This is a genomic window from Micrococcus sp. iso_229, assembly GCF_058072725.1.
Window position 1 is genome coordinate 1,077,617 of record NZ_CM176514.1, and the last position, 17,712, is coordinate 1,095,328.

Below are 17,712 nucleotides of genomic sequence, written 5' to 3' on the forward strand. Positions count from 1 at the left end.
TCCATGGCAGGTTCCCATACGTCCGACCGTGACGCGGTCACCCCGGGGCGCCCTGCTGAGGGCGCCCCGGGGGAGCCGGTCATCGTCTTCGACCACGTCAGCCGCGTCTTCGGGGCCAAGAAGGGTGCCGGGGTGAAGGCCGTGGACGACGTCTCGCTCACCGTGAACCGCGGCGAGGTCTTCGGCGTCATCGGCTTCTCCGGCGCCGGCAAGTCCACCCTGATCCGCATGATCAACGGGCTGGAGAAGCCGACCTCGGGCACCGTCACGGTGCTGGGCCAGCAGGTGTCCCACCTCTCCGAGGCCAAGCTGCGTCCGCTGCGCACCCGCATCGGCATGGTGTTCCAGCAGTTCAACCTGCTGACCTCTCGCACGGTGGCCGGGAACATCGAGTTCGCCCTGGACACGGCCGGCTGGCCGCGCTCCACGCGCCGCGCTCGCGTGGCGGAGCTGCTCGAGTTCGTCGGCCTGGCGGACAAGGCCAAGCACTACCCGGAGCAGCTCTCGGGCGGCCAGAAGCAGCGCGTCGGCATCGCCCGCGCCCTGGCCGCCGAGCCGGAGATCCTGCTCGCGGACGAGGCCACCAGCGCCCTGGATCCCTCGACGACGCACGAGGTGCTCTCTGTGCTGCGCCGCGTCAACGAGGAGCTCGGGGTCACGATCGTGGCCATCACCCACGAGATGGAGGTCATCCGCTCGATCGCCGACCGTGTCGCCGTGATGGACACCGGCCGTGTGGTGGAGACCGGCAAGGTCTACGACCTCTTCTCCCGGCCCGCCCACTCCGCCGACGCCGCGTCCTTCGTGGCCACGGCGCTCAAGGACCGGCCGAATGCCGACGAGGTGGCCCGCATCCGGGCGCGCACCGAGGGTCGGCTGATCATGGTCTCGCTCAAGGACTCCGCCGCGGTCTCGGCCGTGCTCGGCACCGCATCGACGCGCGGCGTGGGCTTCGAGATCGTCCACGGCGGCATGTCCGCCACCAAAGACTCCGCGTACGGCCTGCTCACCGTGGCGCTCACGGGCGAGGCCGCCGCGGTGGACGCGTTCGTCGCGGAGCTGGCCGGCGCCGGGGACGTGCAGGAGGTGCACCAGTGATCGAACGATTCCAGAACCTCGACTGGGGGTACTACGGCCCCGAGCTGCTGACCGCCGTGGGGGACACCCTCTACATGGTCGGCTGGGCCTTCGTCCTCGGCGGCATCCTCGGCCTGCTGATCGGGCTCGTCCTCTACACCACGCGCCCGGGCGGCATCTTCGCCAACCGTGCCGTCTACGTGGTCACGAACTTCGTGGTGAACCTGATCCGGCCCATCCCGTTCGTCATCCTCATCGCCGCCCTGCAGCCGCTGACCATCGCGGTGCTCGGCATCGGCATCGGCAACACCGCCGTGGTGTTCTGCATGATCTGGGCGTCGACGTTCGGGATCGCCCGCATCGTGGAGCAGAACCTCGTCTCGCTGGACCCCGGCGTGATCGAGGCCGCCCGCGCGATGGGCGCCTCCCGCATGCGGATCGTGCGCACCGTGGTGCTGCCCGAGGCCCTCGGCCCGCTGATCCTCGGCTTCACGTTCGTGATCATCTCGCTCGTGGACATGTCCGCGATGGCGGGCATCATCGGCGGCGGCGGCGTCGGCAACTTCGCCATCGTGGAGGGCTACAACCGGTTCCGTCCGGAGGTCACCTGGCTGGCCGTGATCGTGGTGATCGTGTTCGTCCAGGCGCTGCAGCTGATCGGCAACGGCGTCGCCCGCAAGGTCATGCGCCGCTGAACCCCGGCGCGGCCCACGCCACGACGGCCGGTGACATCCCCGCGGGGACGTCACCGGCCGTCGTCGTCGTTCTGGCAGACTTCGGCCCATGACCGACATCACCTCCACCTCCGCGACCTCCGTCGCCGACGATCCCCTGGCCTTCTACGTCCGTCTCGGCGAGCCCGCCGTGGACGCCGACGGCGTCCGCACCTCCCGCGTGCGCTCCACCGTGCACGCCCAGGGCGCATGGCGGGAAGAGGAGATGCACATGGCCGCCGTCTCGGGCCTGCTGCTGCACGAGGTGGCGGCGCACGAGACCACCCCCGGGCTGCGGGTGGGACGGCTCTCCTACGACATCCTGGGCACGCTCTGGTCGGGCGAGCTCGAGGTGGTCACGCGCACCCTGCGTCCGGGCCGGACCATCGAGCTCGTGGAGTCCGTGCTCCACGCCCGGGGCCGCACCGTGCTGACCCTGCGCGCCTGGCTGCTGTCCACCTCGGACACCGCCGCCGTCGCCCAGCTGCCGGACGAGCCCCTCCCGCCGCGCTCGCAGGCGCAGGCGCACAACGCGCTCCACGGATGGGGAGGCGGGTACATCGCCTCCCTCGACGGCGTCATCCTGCCCGGCCACGGGCCGGGCCACGGCCGGGTGTGGCTCACCACGGACCGCGAGATGGTGGCGGGGGAGAGCACGAGCGACCTGGTGCGCCTGATCAGCCTCACCGATGCGGCCAACGGGATCGCCCCGGCCCTGCCGGCGAAGCCGGGCGGGTGGTTCTTCCCCAACGTGGACCTGCAGATCCACCTGTACCGCGAGCCCACCGGCCCCTGGCTCGGCCTCGCGGGGCAGGTCACGGTGGGCCCGGACGGCGTGGGCCTGACCAGCACCGTCCTCCACGACGACGACGGCCCCTTCGCCCACGTCGAGCAGACCCTCACCCTGCGCTCCTGGCCGGTCGAGGGCGGCCTGTGAGCGCAGCCCCCCGGCTGCGCTGGGCCGTGCAGGAGCGGACCCTCGGGGCTGTCGAAGACCTCGACTGGGCCATGGACGAGCTGGCCGTCTTCCGCGCCGCCGCGGCAGAGGGAAGGGCCCTCGACGACCTGATCCGCGTCTACGTGCCCGAACCGACGGTCGCGTTCGGCCAGCGCGACGCGCGGCTGCCCGGCTTCGCGGCCGCGGCCGCGGCGGCCCGCGCTCACGGCTTCGAGCCGGTGGTGCGCCGGGCCGGCGGGCGGGCGGCGGCCTACCACCACGGCTGCCTGGTGGTGGACCACCTGAGCCAGCAGGAGGACGCGGCGCTCACGCAGCAGGCTCGGTTCGCCGAGTTCGCCGACCTGTTCGTGCGGGCGTTCGCGCGCATGGACGTGCCCGCCTCCGTGGGCGAGATCCCGGGGGAGTACTGCCCGGGCGAGTTCTCCGTGCAGGGGCCTGCGCCGACATACCCGGTGAAGCTGGCCGGCTCCGCGCAGCGCGTGGTGAAGGGGGCGTTCCTGTTCTCCACCCACGTGGTGGTGTCCGACCCCGCCCCGCTGCGGGCCGTGCTCGTCGACGTCTACCGGGAGCTCGGCCTGGACATGGACCCGCGCACGGCGGGCGCGGCCGAGGACGTGCGCCCCGGGGTGAGCGTTCCCGCGTTCGCCGCCGCCCTGCGGGAGGAGTACACGGCGTGGGCAGCCGCCGCCGGTCTCGAGGTCGTGGACGAGCAGCTCGCCGTCCTCGCCGCGGGCACCTCCGGCTGAGGGCACGGACTGGCTGCGGGCGGGCCGTCAGGCCGTGAGATCCGCGATGATCTCCCGCTTGCGCCGCGGGGTGAAGCGGGCCGCCACGGCCGCCGCCCGGCGGGCCGCGTCCGTCCGATACAGGGACCAGCCCCGCTGCACGAGGAACGGCACCGGCTTGCGGCGTTCGGCGACATCGCGCACGAACCGGCGGGCCGCCGTCGTGGTCCGCGCCTGGTCGATGTACCAGGCCGCGTAGTGGACCCCGGCCCGGTCCAGGGCGGCGGGCATGCGCTCGGCGAAGATGCCCTCCGCCACGATCACCCCGCCCGGCTCGAGCGCGACGGTGCTGTGCCCGCGGACGGAAGACGTGGAGATGTCGTAGTCGGGCACGCGCGTGGCACCCTCCTCGAGCAGCTCGACGACGGCGTCCACGGCCGCCTGCTCATCCCACGTTCCGGGGTGGTCCCAGTCGATCTCGCCGTACGGGGTGCGCGGGAACACGGGGCCGGGCCCGCCCGCGGCGCCGTCGTCCGACTGCGGACGGTAGAACGCATCGAGCGAGAGGTGGGGCCGGCCGTGCCGCCGGGCCAGGTAGGACTTGCCGGAGCCCGACGCGCCGCCGAGCAGGATCACAGAGGGAGGGGGCGAGGCGGGGAGGATGGTCACGGGGGACCATTCTCCCCCACCTCGGGGCGTCCTCAGTGGCCGCGGTCGATCCACTCCTGCAGGTGCGGCTTCTCCGTGCCGATCGTGGTGGAGTCGCCGTGGCCGGTGTGGACCACGGTGGCCTCCGGCAGCGGGAACAGACGCTCGCGGATGGACTCGATGATCGTGTCGAAGTCCGAGTACGAGCGGCCGGTGGCGCCGGGCCCGCCCTGGAACAGGGTGTCGCCGGAGAACACGACGCCGGTCGGGGCGCCGTCGTCGCCGGCCTCGCCCAGGGCGGGTGCGTACAGGCAGACCGAGCCGGGGGAGTGACCGGGGGTGTGCAGCACCCGCAGCTCGACGCCGGCCACGCGCAGGACGTCGCCCTCGGCGAGCGCGCCGTCGGGCTCCTCGTCGGGGAAGACGTCGTCCCAGAGCATGCGGTCCGCGGGGTGGAGCAGCACGGGGGCGTCCACCATCTGGCGGAACTCCTGGACCTGGCGGATGTGGTCATCGTGGCCGTGGGTGAGGACGATGGCCAGCACCTGGCGGCCGTTCACCTTCTTCCAGACGGCCGAGGCGTCGTGGGCCGGGTCGATGACGACGCACTGCTCCGCGCCGCCGACGATCCACACGTTGTTGTCCACGTCGAACGTCTCCCCGTCCAGGGAGAACGTGCCGGAGGTGACCAGGTGATCGATGCGTGCCATCAGAGCACCACCACCGAGCGCAGGACGTCGCCGGACTTCATCGTCTCGAAGGCCTCGTTCACCTCATCCAGGGCGATGGTCTCCGTGACGAACTCGTCCAGCGGCAGGCGGCCCAGGCGGTACTGGTCCACGAGCATCGGGAAGTCGCGCTCCGGCAGGCAGTCGCCGTACCACGAGGACTTCAGTGCGCCGCCGCGGCCGAACACCTCCGGCAGGGGCAGCTTCAGCTCCATGCCGGGGGTGGGCACGCCCACCAGGACGACGCGGCCGGCCAGGTCCCGGGCGTAGAACGCCTGCTCGTAGGTCTCCGGGCGGCCGACCGCCTCGATGACCACGTCGGCGCCGAAGCCGCCGGTCGCCGCGCGGATGGCCTCCACGGGGTCCTCGTCCTTCGAGTTCACGGTGTGGGTGGCGCCGAGTTCCTCAGCCTTGGCGAGCTTCTTGGCGTCGATGTCCACCGCGATGATCGTGGTGGCGCCGGCGAGCTTCGCCCCGGCGATCGCGGCCACGCCGACGCCGCCGCAGCCGATCACGGCCACGGACTCGCCGCGCTTGACCTCGCCGGTGTTGATGGCCGCGCCGATGCCGGCCATGATCCCGCAGCCGAGCAGGCCGACCGCGGCCTGTTCCTCGGGCGTGTCGACGCCGTCGACCTGGGTGCACTGCTTGGCGTGGACGAGCGTCTTGTCCGCGAACGCCCCGATGCCCAGGGCCGGGGACAGCTCCGTGCCGTCCTCGAGGGTCATCTTCTGGGTCGCGTTGTGGGTGTTGAAGCAGTACTTCGGCTCACCCTTCCGGCACGCGCGGCACTCGCCGCACACGGCGCGCCAGTTGAGGATCACGGTGTCGCCGACCTTGACGTGGTCGACGCCCTCGCCGATCGCGGAGACCACACCCGCGGCCTCGTGGCCGAGCAGATACGGGTACTCGTCCCCGATCCCGCCCTGCTGGTAGTGCAGATCCGTGTGGCAGACGCCGCAGGTCTTGATGTCGACGACGGCCTCGCCGGGTCCCGGATCGGGGATGACGATGGTCTCGATGGTGACGGGGGCGTCCTTCGCCATGGCGACGACGCCGCGGACCTTCTGGGACACGCTGTTCCTCCTGGTGGTGGGGTCTGCCCGATGCCGCGCATGCGTGGGGCGGCGCGGCGTGCGGGCTCGTTCTGCCCATCCCATCACAGGACCCTGTGCGACGCATCGGTGAGCAGCCGGGGTCCTGATGTGTGGCGTCACCGCGGCGGCCAGGGGAGACTGCAACCTGACCCGCAACACCGATGCGAACGGAGGGGCGAACCGTGGCACGAGATGGCATAGACGAGGACGAGGCGAACGCGGCTCCGGCCGGTGCCGACACGCTCACGCAGTGGCGCATCCCGCTGGTGGGGCTGCTGATCGGCGTCGGCCTGGGCGTGGTGTTCGGACTGGGCACCGAGAGGCCCTGGGGCAGCGTGACCGGCTGGGCGTCGATGGGCTTCGCCCTCGGCATCGCGTGGATGTATGTCGAGCGCGGCCGGGACGGGAGGGACCGCTGACATGTGCGGCCGCTACGTGATGGCCCGCGCTACGAGCGATCTGGTGGCCCTGGGTGACGCCGAGACGAATGAGGATCTGGTGCTGCGCCAGAGCTGGAACGTGGCGCCGACAGCCGAGGTGCCGATCCTCGTGGCGCACGTGGACGACGTCGGCGCAGGAGGCTCCCGTGGGGGCGACCGCGGTGCCGGTGCCGGGGTGACCCGGCGGATCCACGTGGCCCGATGGGGCCTGGTTCCGCCGTGGGCGAAGGAGCTGTCCGTGGGGTCCCGTGCGTTCAACGCACGCTCCGAGACCGTGGCCTCCAAGCCGACGTTCCGGGCCGCCGTCCGCGCCCGCCGCTGCGCCGTGCCGGTGGAGGGTTACTACGAGTGGAAGACGCCGGAGCCTGGCGCCAAGGGTCCCGACGGGCGGGCCGCGAAGAAGCAGCCCTACTACGTGCACCCGGCCGGGGCCGGGGACGGCGAGGGGCCGGTCATCTGGTTCGCCGGCCTGTACGAGTGGTGGCAGGACCCCGAGGCTCAGGCCGCGGGGGAGGACGCCTGGGTCCTCTCGACGACGATCCTCACCATGGCCGCACCCGACGCGGACGACGACGATCCGGTGCTCGCCGCACTCGGCCAGCTGCACGACCGGATGCCCGTGCCCATGGACGCCGAGACGATGGACCGGTGGCTCACCCCGGACACGCTCGGGTCCGCCGAAGAAGCCGACGCCCTCGTGGGCCAGGTGTGCGCCGGCGCGTACGACGTCGCGGCGGGCTGGTCGCTGCGGCCCGTGGGGAGCGCCGTGGGGAATGTCCGGAACAATGGGCCGGAGCTCACCCAGGAGATGGGAGAGCAGCAGGGCACGCTGCTCTGAGGGACGGGGCGACGAGGATGACCTTCCCGTGACGCGCGGGAACGCGGTGCCGCGGTGAGGCTGGAGACGGTCATCTCCTGTTCACCCTGTCCGTGGACGGCACCCCGGTGGCCGCCGCCCTCTACGACGAGGCCGCCGGCACTCCGGAGGGCGACATAGGCCCCTCTGCCGGGCTCGTCTACGCGTGGGGCGAGCACAGCCTGGCCGACCCCGTGTTCGGGGACTACCCCGAGCGGTTCCCCACGCTGGAGCACGCCGAGCCGGGCGTGCTGCTGCCGTTCCGGTCCGAAGGCCTGGGCGACGACGCGGCGGTCGCGGAACTCTCGTGGGGTCCGCGCTGGGGTGCCCTCTGGCGCGACACCACGTTGGACTTCTTCACCGGGTTTCACTACCTCGCCGACGCGACATACCCGACCGACGACCGCCTCGTCCTCGACTGGTCGCTGGACGGTGTGACCAAGAGTGAGGACGTCATCATCACCCAGGACGCGGAGCGGTCCGACCTCTATGCACGCGTTGAGTCGCTCGCGGACGGACAGAAGCCCCGGGCCCTGAACATGCCGGCGGGGGAGGACGCCCCGTCTCCCGGCGAGGCGGACCCGGTGCCGCCCGCCGAGCAGGAGCCCGTCGACACTCCGGCCCCCGTGGCCGGGGAGGAGCCGGGTGAGGGAACGGGCGGGGAGGAGACCCACACGACCCCGGACACGGTCGAGACCGGGCGTGACGTTCCGGCGGGCGCGCTCGGAGCGCTCGCGGCCCTCGGCGCGGGACTCGTGCTCCTGACCCGGGGGCGGGCGCGCCGGGTCTGACGCACCCGCCCGACGAGGGGGCCGCGGGGCGGTGGACGGGAGACCGTCGGCCGCCCCGCGGTCTGTGCTCAGCCGGCCGGAGCGGATTCGATGGGGCCGGTGCAGCCCCAGGCTGAGGAGTCGACGCTGCAGTCATCGGCGACATTGCGGGTGATGGTGCGCCAGATGTTCGCGGTGACGGGGGCCGAGTCGAGGCTGATAGTGCCCGGGATGAGCACCCACTCGCCCCCGGCCTCCCGGTATTCGCCGATGTAGACGGTGGTGAGGCGGACCGTGTACTGCCCGGTGTCCTCGTACACGTGGCTCGTGGGGGTGGGGACGTTGAACTCCGGCTGGCTCTGGCCTGCGACTGAGGTGGTCTTGGTGGGGGAGCCGTCCCCGTAATCCCAGTGGAAGCTCACCGGCGTGGCGCGGAGTTCGACCTCGACCCCGTTGAGGGTGGTGACGAGCGTGCGCGTCTCGGCATCTGCGTAGAAGTTCGTCTCCGCATTGCGGATCCCGCGTCCGCCGTTGTCCGACCGGATCTCAGGTTCCAGCACGAGGAGCGTGCGGACCTCGTCGATGGAGACGGGCGGGGCGCCGTTGCTGGAGGCCTTGGCCGTCCAACATTTGGGGGCGCCATAGACGGGATTCGCATCAGGTTGACGAGTGTCTGTCGTCTGTGCGCGGATCCATGAGCCTTCGGGGCAGAAGTTCGCCTCTTGCTCTCGGCAGCTCTCGAAATCCGGATTGCCCAGCTGCCCTGAGAAGCATGCACTGACCGTCTTGTGCTCTAGGCGTGGGTCCGGGCGGTCGGCGGTCGCTGAGCCATCAGTTGCAACAACTGAACTCGAGATTGATGAGTGTCTATCTGAGCATCTCTTATTCGCCGCAATGCCCTTTTTATTTATTGAGTAGTGGCTCTTCGAAGAAGTGCACGACTCGATGTCTTGTGCGTGTGAAGGTGTGGCGGCGGCAGTGGCAGGCACGAACATGAGGCTGATTGATAATGCCACTAATGCAATCCAGATGCGCCCCATCAGTTAGATCCGATCGAACCTTCATATGACATCTCGTCAACAATCCAGTGTGAAGATTCGGGGTTGAACGAGACCTCCGCGATCCAAGGCTGCTCGGAGGCCGCTTCCACATCCCCGTTCTCGGGAACAACCCCGCCCTTGGCGTACCCCGTTCCTGTGCCCGTGGTGACAAGGAGTGTCGAAACATACCCGGTTTCGGATCGATGAGTCAGAATCGAATCGATCTGTACCTCAGTACCGGTATACCACCCCCCGTCTTTGTAGATCATTTGCAGGTCGTGCGAGCTGAACTGGCAGAACTCGCAATACTCGCTGTAGAGAGAGTCGAGGAGTTCCGTGTCTCCGGTCTGCTCGGCGTAGTAGTGCGCGTCCCAGAAATAGCGAATCGCCGCCTCGGCGCCCTCCTTGGTCTCTTCCTTCATGGCGGCGGGCATCTCCGGCTTGGGCACGTTCCGCGCGGGACCGTCAGCAGACGCGGGAACGTATTCGCCGGACTCGCTCGTCGTGGCCGTGGGGGATGAGCTGACGCCCGCGGTCTCGCTCGTGCTCGCTGGCGCGGACGTCTCGACGGCGGGCTTGGCGGACGAGGGCGACGTCGTCGACGACTCGGCGGGCTCGGACTGCCCGCCGCAGGCGGTCAGTGCGAGCGCCAAGGCCACGCTGAGCGTGCCGGCCTGGGCGAATCGGTGGCGGCGCAGGGCGCGCCCGGGTGCGGTGAGAGACATTTCCCCTCCAACTGGACGTCCGTCGTGTGTCCGTGCCTCCCGCGCTGATCCCGCAGCGCGGTGCTCGTGGCATGCGAGGCCCGGTTGGTTCGGAGTATACGCAGACGGATTGTGGTCCTGCTCGCATTGTCCACAGGACCGTGCCGGCGCACTTCTTCCGGCCCAAGAGACGATTTTCTCGTGCATGTGCGCCCCAGGGTCGGGTTCGAGGCCCACGGCCAGGACTCGGCCAGCCGGCCTCACGAAAGGGGCGTTCCCGGCCTCGCCCGTCTCGGGGCCATGCGTCCTTAACGTGTCCGGCGGCTACCCTACGTTCGCACCCATCGCATTCGAACACATGTTCGAGTACGATCGGGGGTGCGGCCCCACCTTCCCACTTCTTCCCCGCGTCCGGTCCGCCGGACGGGCCGCGCTCCCATCGCCCGACGGCACCCCGTCGTCGATCCGGTCAGCAGTGCACAGGGAGAGAAGCAGAATGGGAGTCCTCACACAGTCGGTGGCGGTGGAGTGCGGGGCAGACGGCACCCCGCAGGGGCTGCGCTGGAACGGGCGGGACTACGTCCTCGCAGAGCGCCCCGTGCGCTGGTTCGAGCGGCGCCGCTGGTGGGCGGAGGAGGTCCGCGCGGAGAAGGGCCGCGGCGCCGGTCTCGTGGACCACGAGATGTGGCGGCTGCAGGTCCGCCTGGCCCGGGTCGGCGCCGCGCCCCTGCAGACCCTCGACGTCGCCCACCACCTGGACTCCGGCCGGTGGCGGCTCGTGCGCGTCCACGAGCACGCCCAGGACCTGAGGCGGTCGGCATGAGCCGGGCCGCTGCGGCCGGACGCGACGCCGCCCCCTTCGCCCACCTGCACGTCGCCTCCGCGTTCAGCGCCCACTACGGAGTCAGCTGGCCCGAGGACCTCGTGGCCGCCGCCGCGGCCGCGGACATGGACCTGCTGGCCTGCACCGACCGCGACGGGCTCTACGGCATGGCCAAGCACGTGGGCGCCTGCCTGCGCCACGGCATCACCCCGATCGTGGGCGTGGACCTGGCCGTCCGGTGGAGCGAGGACGAGGAGGCCGGCCGCGTGGTCGTGCTCGCCCGAGGAGGCTGTCATGGCTCGGGCTACCGCTCCCTGTGCGAGCTCGTCTCCGCCGCCCACGCCCGCACCACCGGGGGAGCGGCGGGCGGCAGCCCCTGGGCCAGCGTCGCCGAGCTCGCCGCCGCGGCGGCCGGCCGTGTCCCCACCGCCGCCAACCGGGACAACCCGCCCACCCCCGAGCTGTTCGTCCTCCTCGGTCCGGATTCGGACGTCGGCCGCCACCTGGCCCGCCGCCGGTACGCGGCCGGCCTCACCGCCCTGCGCCGCTGGAAGGCGGCCCTGCCCGCAGGCAGCCCCCACGCCGATGTCGTCACCCACCTCTCCGCCCCCGGCCGACGCCTCGACACCGGGCACGCCGTGAAGACCCTCCGCGCCGCCCGCCAGGCCCGCATCCCCGCCGTCCTGACCAACGCCGTGCGCTACGCGGCCCCGGACGGTGCCGCCACCGCGGACGTCCTCGACGCCGTCCGTGCCCTCAGCTCCCTCGACGCCCTCCACGACCTGCAGCCCAACGGGCAGGGCTGGCTCAAGTCCACCGCCGCCATGCACCGCATCGCCCACGAGATCGCCTTCGCCGCCGACGACCGCCCCGCCCCCCTGCTCGAGGCCACCCGCCGCCTCGCCGAGGCCTGCGCGCTCGACCCCGAGACCGACCTCGGCTGGGGCGTGCCCCGCGTCCCGGAGGCCGCCGTCATCGGCATCGACGGCCCCCCGGAGCACGTGCTGCGCGAGCGCACCCGCACCGGCCTCCTCGCCCGCTACCCCCACCTCCACACCGGGGGAGGCCTCCCCGGCACCAGCCAGGCGGCCCGGGACCTGCAGGACCGCGCCGAGCACGAGCTCGGCATCATCACCCGACTCGGCTTCTCCTCCTACTTCCTCACCGTGGCCGCCGTCGTCGACCTCATCGAGGGCATGGGCATCCGCGTGGCCGCCCGCGGCTCCGGCGCCTCCTCCCTCGTCAACCACGCCCTGCGCATCTCCCATGTCGACCCCATGGCCAACGGCCTGATCATGGAGCGCTTCCTCTCCACCGACCGCTCCACCCTCCCGGACATCGACATCGACGTGGAGTCCGCCCGCCGCCATGAGATCTACCACGCCGTCGTCGAACGCTTCGGCGCCGAGCGCACCACCCTCATGAGCATGCAGAACGCCTACCGGGCCCGCGGCGCCGTCCGCGACGCCGGCCTCGCCCTCGGCATGCCCGAACCCGAGGTGGACGCCATCGCCAAGCAGCTCTGGCGCTTCTCCGCCTCGAACTTCCGCGAAGCCCTCCAGCGCATGCCCGAACTCGGCGGCCTCTCCCGCCGCATCGAGTCCGGCCGCGCCGAGGGCGACCGCCAGCTGGACCTGCTCGTCGACCTCACCGAACGCCTCGACCGCCTGCCCCGCCACATCTCCATGCACCCCTGCGGCGTCATCCTCGGCGACGCCACCTTGCTGCACCGCACCCCCGTCCAGCCCTCCGGCATGGGCCTGCCCATGAGCCAGTTCGACAAGCACGACATGGACCCCATGGGCTTCCTCAAACTCGACATCCTCGGCGTGCGCATGCAGTCCGCCATCGCCTACACGATCGCCGAGGTCGAACGCACCACGGGCGAGCGCATCGACCTCGAACAGGTGCCCCTCGACGACCCCGCCACCTACGCGATGATCCGCACCACCCACACCCTCGGCTGCTTCCAGATCGAGTCCCCGGGCCAGCGCGAACTCGTCGGCAAGCTCGCCCCCCGCGAGTTCAACGACCTCACCGTGGACATCTCCCTCTTCCGCCCCGGCCCCATGCAGTCCGACATGGTCCGACCCTTCCTCGAACAGCGGCACGGCTGGGCACCCGCCCACTACCCGCACCCCGACCTGCGGCCCGTCCTCGCCGAGACCCACGGGGTCACCGTCTTCCACGAACAGGTCCTGCGCACCATGGACGTCATGACCGGCTGCGGACTGGCCCGCGCCGACGAGCACCGCCGCCTCCTCGGCGGCCCGCAGGAACACCTCGTCGAAGAGGCCTTCCGCACCGGCGCCCTCGCCCGCGGCTACTCCCTCGACGTCATCGACGAGGTCTGGGCCACCCTCTCCGCCTTCGGCTCCTTCGGCTTCTGCAAGGCCCACGGCGCCGCCTTCGCCGTCCCCACCTACCACTCCGCCTGGCTCAAGACCCACCACCCCGCCGCCTTCATGGCCGCCATCCTCGAACACGACCCCGGCATGTACCCCGCCCGCCTCATGGTCGCCGAGGCCCGCCGCATGGGCATCCCCGTCCTCCCCGTGGACGTCAACGCCTCCTCCCGCCACGTCCACGTCGAATGGGTCCCCGCCCACCCCGAGGTCGACGACGGCGCCCCCGGCCGCTGGGGCATCCGCCTGCCCCTCACCAGCCTCTCCGGACTCAGCGAAGCCGAGACCGACCGCCTCGACGCCGGCCGCCCCTATCGCTCCCTCGCCGACGTCCGCGACCGCGCCCGCCCCACCGCCCGCAACCTCGAACGCCTCGCCCAGCTCGGCGCCCTCGACTGCCTCCTCCCACCCGGCGGCGCCTCCCGCACCGACCTCGTCCACCACCTCGAACTCCAGCACTCCACCACCCGCGGCACCGCCCCCGGCCGCACCGCCCCGCGCTCGCGGTCCGCCCGTCCGCGGCAGGTGGAGGGCCAGCTGGCCCTGGACCTGCCGGACACCGAGCTCACCGCCCTCGCCCCGCTCTTCCCGGAACCGGGCCCGGCCGCCCGGGTCCGCACCGAGCTGGAGCTCACCGCCCTGGACGTCACCGCCCACCTCATGGACTCCCACGCCCCGTACCTGGACGCGCTCGGCGTCACCCGGGCGAAGGACCTGCTCGGGCTGCGCACGCAGTCCCGGGTGCTCGTGGCCGGGGTGCGCGTGGCCACCCAGACCCCGCCCATGCGCAGCGGCAAGCGGGTGGTGTTCCTCTCCGTGGACGACGGCACCGGCTGCGTGGACGCCTCCTTCTTCACCGAGGCCCAGCACGCCTCCGGGGAGATGCTCTTCTCCGCCCGCCTCCTGCTGATCGAGGGCACCGTCCGGCGCACCGGCGACCGGGCCGTGTCCGTCCAGGCCGTGCGCGCCTGGGACCTGCACCGACCCGAGACGCTCCCGGACCCCGACTACCTGGACGCCACTCGGCAGCAGTGGCGGGACTGGCTCGCGGCAGACCGCCGTGCCGCCGCCGCGCGCCGCAGCGGCCGGGCGGGCACCGGGGCGCAGTCCCTGCCGGACATCCCGCACCACGGCACGGGCGGCTGGCCCGTGAAGGTGCGCACCGACGTCGGGCCGGCCGGCGGGGCCCGCCCCGGCCGCACGGCACCCGATCGGCCCGCGCCGGAGCACACCCCGATCCCGGTGCCCCACCCGGAGACGTGGGAGCTGCTGCCCACCCCGGACAGATGAGACCGTCCGCCTCCGTGCCCCGCCGTCCGACCGCGCCCCTAGAATGGGACGCGGCCGACGGTGGCCCCCGTACGCCACCGATCCCGAAGCCAGACCTCGAAGGAGCACCGTGTCGGAGCCGAAGAACATCCTGCTGACCGTGGACGGAGAGCTGCGGGAGGTGACGCACGGCACCACCGGCCTCGACCTCTTCCGCGAGAAGCCGACCACCGCCGTCATGCGGGTGGACGGCCTGCTCTGGGACCTGGCCCGCGAGATCCCCGCCGGCGCGTCCGTCGAGTCGGTGGACATCACGGAGCCCGAGGGCCTCGAGGTGCTGCGGCACTCCACCGCCCACGTGATGGCCCAGGCCGTGCAGCAGCTGCGCCCGGGCGCCAAGCTCGGCGTCGGCCCGTACATCACGGACGGCTTCTACTTTGACTTCGACGTCGACGAGCCCTTCACCCCCGAGGACCTCAAGCAGATCTCCTCGCTCATGCAGAAGATCGTGAAGTCCGGCCAGACCTTCCGCCGCCGCGTCGTGGACGAGGAGACCGCCCGCGCCGAGATGGCGGACGAGCCCTACAAGCTCGAGCTGCTCGGCAAGAAGGACGCCGCGGACACCGCCGGCGAGGGCGCCTCCGTGGAGGTCGGGGCCGGGGAGATCACCGTCTACGACAACGTGGACCGCAAGACCGGCGACGCCGTGTGGTGCGACCTCTGCCGCGGCCCGCACCTGCCCTCCACCAAGCTCATCGGCAACGGCTTCGCGCTCACCCGCTCCGCCGCCGCCTACTGGCTCGGCAACGAGAAGAACAAGCAGCTGCAGCGCATCTACGGCACCGCCTGGGCCAGCAAGGACGACCTCAAGGCCTACCAGGAGCGCCTCGCCGAGGCCGAGCGCCGCGACCACCGCAAGCTCGGCGCCGAGCTGGATCTCTTCTCCTTCCCGGACGAGCTCGGCTCCGGCCTGCCCGTGTTCCACCCGCGCGGCGGCATCATCCGCAAGGAGATGGAGGACTACTCCCGTCGGCGCCACACCGAGGCCGGCTACGAGTTCGTCTACACCCCGCACATCACCAAGCAGCACCTCTACGAGGTGTCCGGCCACCTCGACTGGTACGCGGACGGCATGTTCCCGCCCATGCACATCGACGAGGTCCGTGATCCCGAGACCGGCGAGATCACGCGCCAGGGGCAGAACTACTACCTCAAGCCGATGAACTGCCCCATGCACAACCTGATCTACCGCTCCCGGGGCCGGTCCTACCGTGAGCTGCCGCTGCGGCTGTTCGAGTTCGGCTCCGTGTACCGGTACGAGAAGTCCGGCGTGGTCCACGGGCTCACGCGCGTGCGCGGCATGACCCAGGACGATGCCCACATCTACTGCACCCGCGAGCAGATGAAGGAGGAGCTGACCACCACGCTCAACTTCGTCCTCGACCTGCTCAAGGACTACGGCCTCAACGACTTCTACCTCGAGCTCTCCACTAAGGACCCGGAGAAGTTCGTCGGCTCCGACGAGATCTGGGAGGAGGCCACCCGCACCCTCGCCGAGGTCGCGGAGGCCTCCGGTCTGCAGCTCGTCCCGGACCCGGGCGGCGCCGCGTTCTACGGCCCGAAGATCTCGGTCCAGGCCCGGGACGCCATCGGCCGCACGTGGCAGATGTCCACCATCCAGCTGGACTTCAACCTGCCCGAGCGCTTCGACCTCGAGTACCAGGCCGCCGACGGGACCCGTCAGCGCCCCGTGATGATCCACCGCGCCCTCTTCGGCTCCATCGAGCGCTTCCTGGGCGTCCTCACCGAGCACTACGCCGGCGCGTTCCCGGCCTGGCTCGCCCCGGAGCAGGTCGTGGCCATCCCCGTGGCCGAGGCATTCAACGACTACCTGGACGACGTCGTCGCGAAGCTGCGCGCCGAGGGGATCCGGGCGCGCCTGGACGACTCCTCGGACCGCTTCCCGAAGAAGATCCGCACGGCGGCCAAGGAGAAGGCGCCGTTCGTGCTGATCGCCGGCGGCGAGGACAGGGAGGCGAACGCCGTGTCCTTCCGCTTCCGCGACGGCACCCAGGACAACGGCGTGCCGGTGGAGGAGGCGATCGAACGCATCGTGAAGGCGGTGCGCGAGCGCGAGGTCACCCCATGACCAGCCCCGGCACCGGCGGATCCGACGCGCGGGCGCAGGCCCGCGCGTCGGCGGACGCCGCCGCCATGGACGGCTTCGAGCTGCCCGGCGCCCCGGACGCCTTCGAGCGGTTCTGGAACGCCCACCGCATGGCGTACGTCTCCAAGGGGACGGGCCAGGTCAAGGACGAGCACACCTGCCCGTTCTGCGCGGCCCCGCAGCGCGACGATGAGGACTCCCTCATCGTCCACCGCGGCCGCACCGCCTACGTGGTGCTGAACCTGTACCCGTACAACCCCGGTCACCTGCTCGTCTGCCCCTACCGCCACGTGCCCCTGTACACGGACACCACCACGGAGGAGGCCGCCGAGATGGCGGAGCTGACCCAGACGGCGATGCTCGCCCTCGGCCAGGCCGCCGACGCGTCCGGCTACAACCTCGGCATGAACCAGGGGGCGGTGGCCGGCGCCGGGATCGCGGCCCATCTGCACCAGCACGTGGTGCCGCGGTGGACCGGCGACGGCAACTTCCTGCCGATCATCGCCCGGACCAAGAACATGTCGCAGACCCTGGGGGAGACCCGGCAGATCCTCGCGGACGTCTGGGACCGGGCCGCCCAGGACCACGCCGCGCGCCAGGCGGCCAACGCCCGTGCCGCGGCCGAGCATCCTCGCCCAGGGGCCGGAGACCCCGCCTGATGCTGGACCGTCACGCGCGCGACCTCACCACCCGCCTGTTCACCCCGGTGGCCCGTACGCTCCTGCGGGCCGGGGTCAGTCCGGACACCGTGACGGTCGTGGGCACGCTCGGCGTGAGCCTGGGCGCGCTCGTGCTCTTCCCCCTGGGGCACCTGTTCTGGGGCACGCTCTTCATCACCGCGTTCGTGTTCTCGGACCTGGTGGACGGGATCATGGCGCGTGAGGCCGGGTCCACCGGCCGCTGGGGCGCGTTCCTCGACTCCACCCTGGACCGCGTGCAGGACGCGGCCGTGTTCCTCGGGCTGTGCCTGTGGGGCTTCGGCGTCGGCGCCGCACCCGCGGTCGGCGCGCTCTCCGGCGCCTGCCTCGCCCTGGGCATGCTCGTCTCCTACGTGCGTGCCAAGGCGGAGGCCCTCGGCTGGAACGCGCACGTGGGCATCGCCGAGCGCGCCGAACGGCTCGTGGCCACCCTCGTGGTCGCCGGTCTCACCGGCCTCGGTCTGCCCCCGGTCGTCCTGGCCGTCACCTTGGGGCTGCTCGCCGCCGCCTCCTTGGTCACCGTCGGCCAGCGCATGGCCGTGGTACGCCGCCAGGCACGCGACGACTCCTGACCGGCCCGCCGCCGAACCCGCC

17 protein-coding genes are annotated in these 17,712 nt (G+C 71.7%); 12 read left to right on the forward strand and 5 right to left on the reverse strand.

Annotated features, from left to right (window positions below):
- Positions 1-3: 3 nt before the first annotated feature.
- From AC3RKA_RS05045 to AC3RKA_RS05060, 4 genes are all read left to right on the forward strand, one after another.
- The gene (locus AC3RKA_RS05045; protein ID WP_004167606.1) at positions 4-1,098 is read left to right on the forward strand and encodes a methionine ABC transporter ATP-binding protein; all 1,095 of its coding nucleotides are present in this window, start codon (positions 4-6) and stop codon (positions 1,096-1,098) included.
- Entirely contained in the window at positions 1,095-1,772 is a 678-nt protein-coding gene (locus tag AC3RKA_RS05050; RefSeq protein WP_004167605.1) for a methionine ABC transporter permease, read from the forward strand. The genes AC3RKA_RS05045 and AC3RKA_RS05050 overlap by 4 nt, the downstream gene beginning before the upstream one ends.
- An 88-nt stretch (positions 1,773-1,860) precedes the next feature.
- On the forward strand, positions 1,861-2,727 hold the full coding sequence (locus AC3RKA_RS05055; protein ID WP_004167604.1) for a thioesterase family protein: 867 nt from the start codon (positions 1,861-1,863) through the stop codon (positions 2,725-2,727).
- The gene (locus tag AC3RKA_RS05060; protein ID WP_004167602.1) at positions 2,724-3,494 is read left to right on the forward strand and encodes a lipoate--protein ligase family protein; all 771 of its coding nucleotides are present in this window, start codon (positions 2,724-2,726) and stop codon (positions 3,492-3,494) included. The genes AC3RKA_RS05055 and AC3RKA_RS05060 overlap by 4 nt, the downstream gene beginning before the upstream one ends.
- Positions 3,495-3,521: 27 nt before the next feature.
- Here the strand turns inward: AC3RKA_RS05060 and AC3RKA_RS05065 are convergent, their stop codons facing one another.
- The 3 genes from AC3RKA_RS05065 to AC3RKA_RS05075 are packed head-to-tail and all read right to left on the reverse strand — an operon-like array spanning position 3,522 to position 5,925.
- Positions 3,522-4,142, reverse strand: a complete 621-nt coding sequence (locus tag AC3RKA_RS05065; RefSeq protein ID WP_004167601.1) for a uridine kinase family protein — start codon at positions 4,140-4,142, stop codon at positions 3,522-3,524.
- A gap of 32 nt (positions 4,143-4,174) precedes the next feature.
- Positions 4,175-4,831, reverse strand: a complete 657-nt coding sequence (locus AC3RKA_RS05070; protein ID WP_004167600.1) for an MBL fold metallo-hydrolase — start codon at positions 4,829-4,831, stop codon at positions 4,175-4,177.
- Positions 4,831-5,925: an S-(hydroxymethyl)mycothiol dehydrogenase gene (locus AC3RKA_RS05075; protein WP_004167599.1), complete on the reverse strand. Its 1,095-nt coding sequence runs from the start codon at positions 5,923-5,925 to the stop codon at positions 4,831-4,833. The genes AC3RKA_RS05070 and AC3RKA_RS05075 overlap by 1 nt, the downstream gene beginning before the upstream one ends.
- Positions 5,926-6,128: 203 nt before the next feature.
- Between AC3RKA_RS05075 and AC3RKA_RS05080 the strand changes: the two genes are divergently transcribed.
- The 3 genes from AC3RKA_RS05080 to AC3RKA_RS05090 all read left to right on the forward strand — a co-directional run bounded on the left by AC3RKA_RS05080 (position 6,129) and on the right by AC3RKA_RS05090 (position 8,033).
- A complete protein-coding gene (locus AC3RKA_RS05080) occupies positions 6,129-6,365 on the forward strand; it encodes a hypothetical protein (protein WP_004167598.1) in 237 nt (78 codons plus the stop codon).
- A 1-nt stretch (position 6,366) separates the two neighbouring features.
- Positions 6,367-7,224: an SOS response-associated peptidase gene (locus tag AC3RKA_RS05085; RefSeq protein ID WP_004167597.1), complete on the forward strand. Its 858-nt coding sequence runs from the start codon at positions 6,367-6,369 to the stop codon at positions 7,222-7,224.
- Positions 7,225-7,316: 92 nt separating this feature from the next.
- The gene (locus tag AC3RKA_RS05090) at positions 7,317-8,033 is read left to right on the forward strand and encodes a hypothetical protein (RefSeq protein ID WP_232502387.1); all 717 of its coding nucleotides are present in this window, start codon (positions 7,317-7,319) and stop codon (positions 8,031-8,033) included.
- Between the two features lie 68 nt (positions 8,034-8,101).
- On the opposite strand, the gene AC3RKA_RS05095 is transcribed toward AC3RKA_RS05090, so the two are convergent.
- Positions 8,102-8,572: a PKD domain-containing protein gene (locus AC3RKA_RS05095; RefSeq protein ID WP_004167595.1), complete on the reverse strand. Its 471-nt coding sequence runs from the start codon at positions 8,570-8,572 to the stop codon at positions 8,102-8,104.
- A 479-nt stretch (positions 8,573-9,051) separates the two neighbouring features.
- Positions 9,052-9,777 (reverse strand): DUF6318 family protein, encoded by a 726-nt coding sequence (locus AC3RKA_RS05100; RefSeq protein WP_004167594.1) that lies wholly within the window; start codon positions 9,775-9,777, stop codon positions 9,052-9,054.
- Between the two features lie 475 nt (positions 9,778-10,252).
- Here AC3RKA_RS05100 and AC3RKA_RS05105 point away from each other — a divergent pair, with 475 nt between their 5' ends.
- The 5 genes from AC3RKA_RS05105 (at position 10,253) to pgsA (ending at position 17,690) form a co-directional block, all read left to right on the forward strand.
- Positions 10,253-10,579 (forward strand): DUF6504 family protein, encoded by a 327-nt coding sequence (locus tag AC3RKA_RS05105; RefSeq protein WP_004167593.1) that lies wholly within the window; start codon positions 10,253-10,255, stop codon positions 10,577-10,579.
- Positions 10,576-14,274 (forward strand): DNA polymerase III subunit alpha, encoded by a 3,699-nt coding sequence (locus tag AC3RKA_RS05110; protein ID WP_004167592.1) that lies wholly within the window; start codon positions 10,576-10,578, stop codon positions 14,272-14,274. The genes AC3RKA_RS05105 and AC3RKA_RS05110 overlap by 4 nt, the downstream gene beginning before the upstream one ends.
- A 109-nt stretch (positions 14,275-14,383) precedes the next feature.
- Positions 14,384-16,402: a threonine--tRNA ligase gene (gene thrS / locus AC3RKA_RS05115; protein ID WP_004167591.1), complete on the forward strand. Its 2,019-nt coding sequence runs from the start codon at positions 14,384-14,386 to the stop codon at positions 16,400-16,402.
- A complete protein-coding gene (locus AC3RKA_RS05120; protein WP_004167588.1) occupies positions 16,399-17,079 on the forward strand; it encodes an HIT family protein in 681 nt (226 codons plus the stop codon). The genes thrS and AC3RKA_RS05120 overlap by 4 nt, the downstream gene beginning before the upstream one ends.
- Positions 17,079-17,690 (forward strand): phosphatidylinositol phosphate synthase, encoded by a 612-nt coding sequence (pgsA, locus tag AC3RKA_RS05125; protein ID WP_004167587.1) that lies wholly within the window; start codon positions 17,079-17,081, stop codon positions 17,688-17,690. The genes AC3RKA_RS05120 and pgsA overlap by 1 nt, the downstream gene beginning before the upstream one ends.
- Positions 17,691-17,712 lie beyond the last annotated feature (22 nt).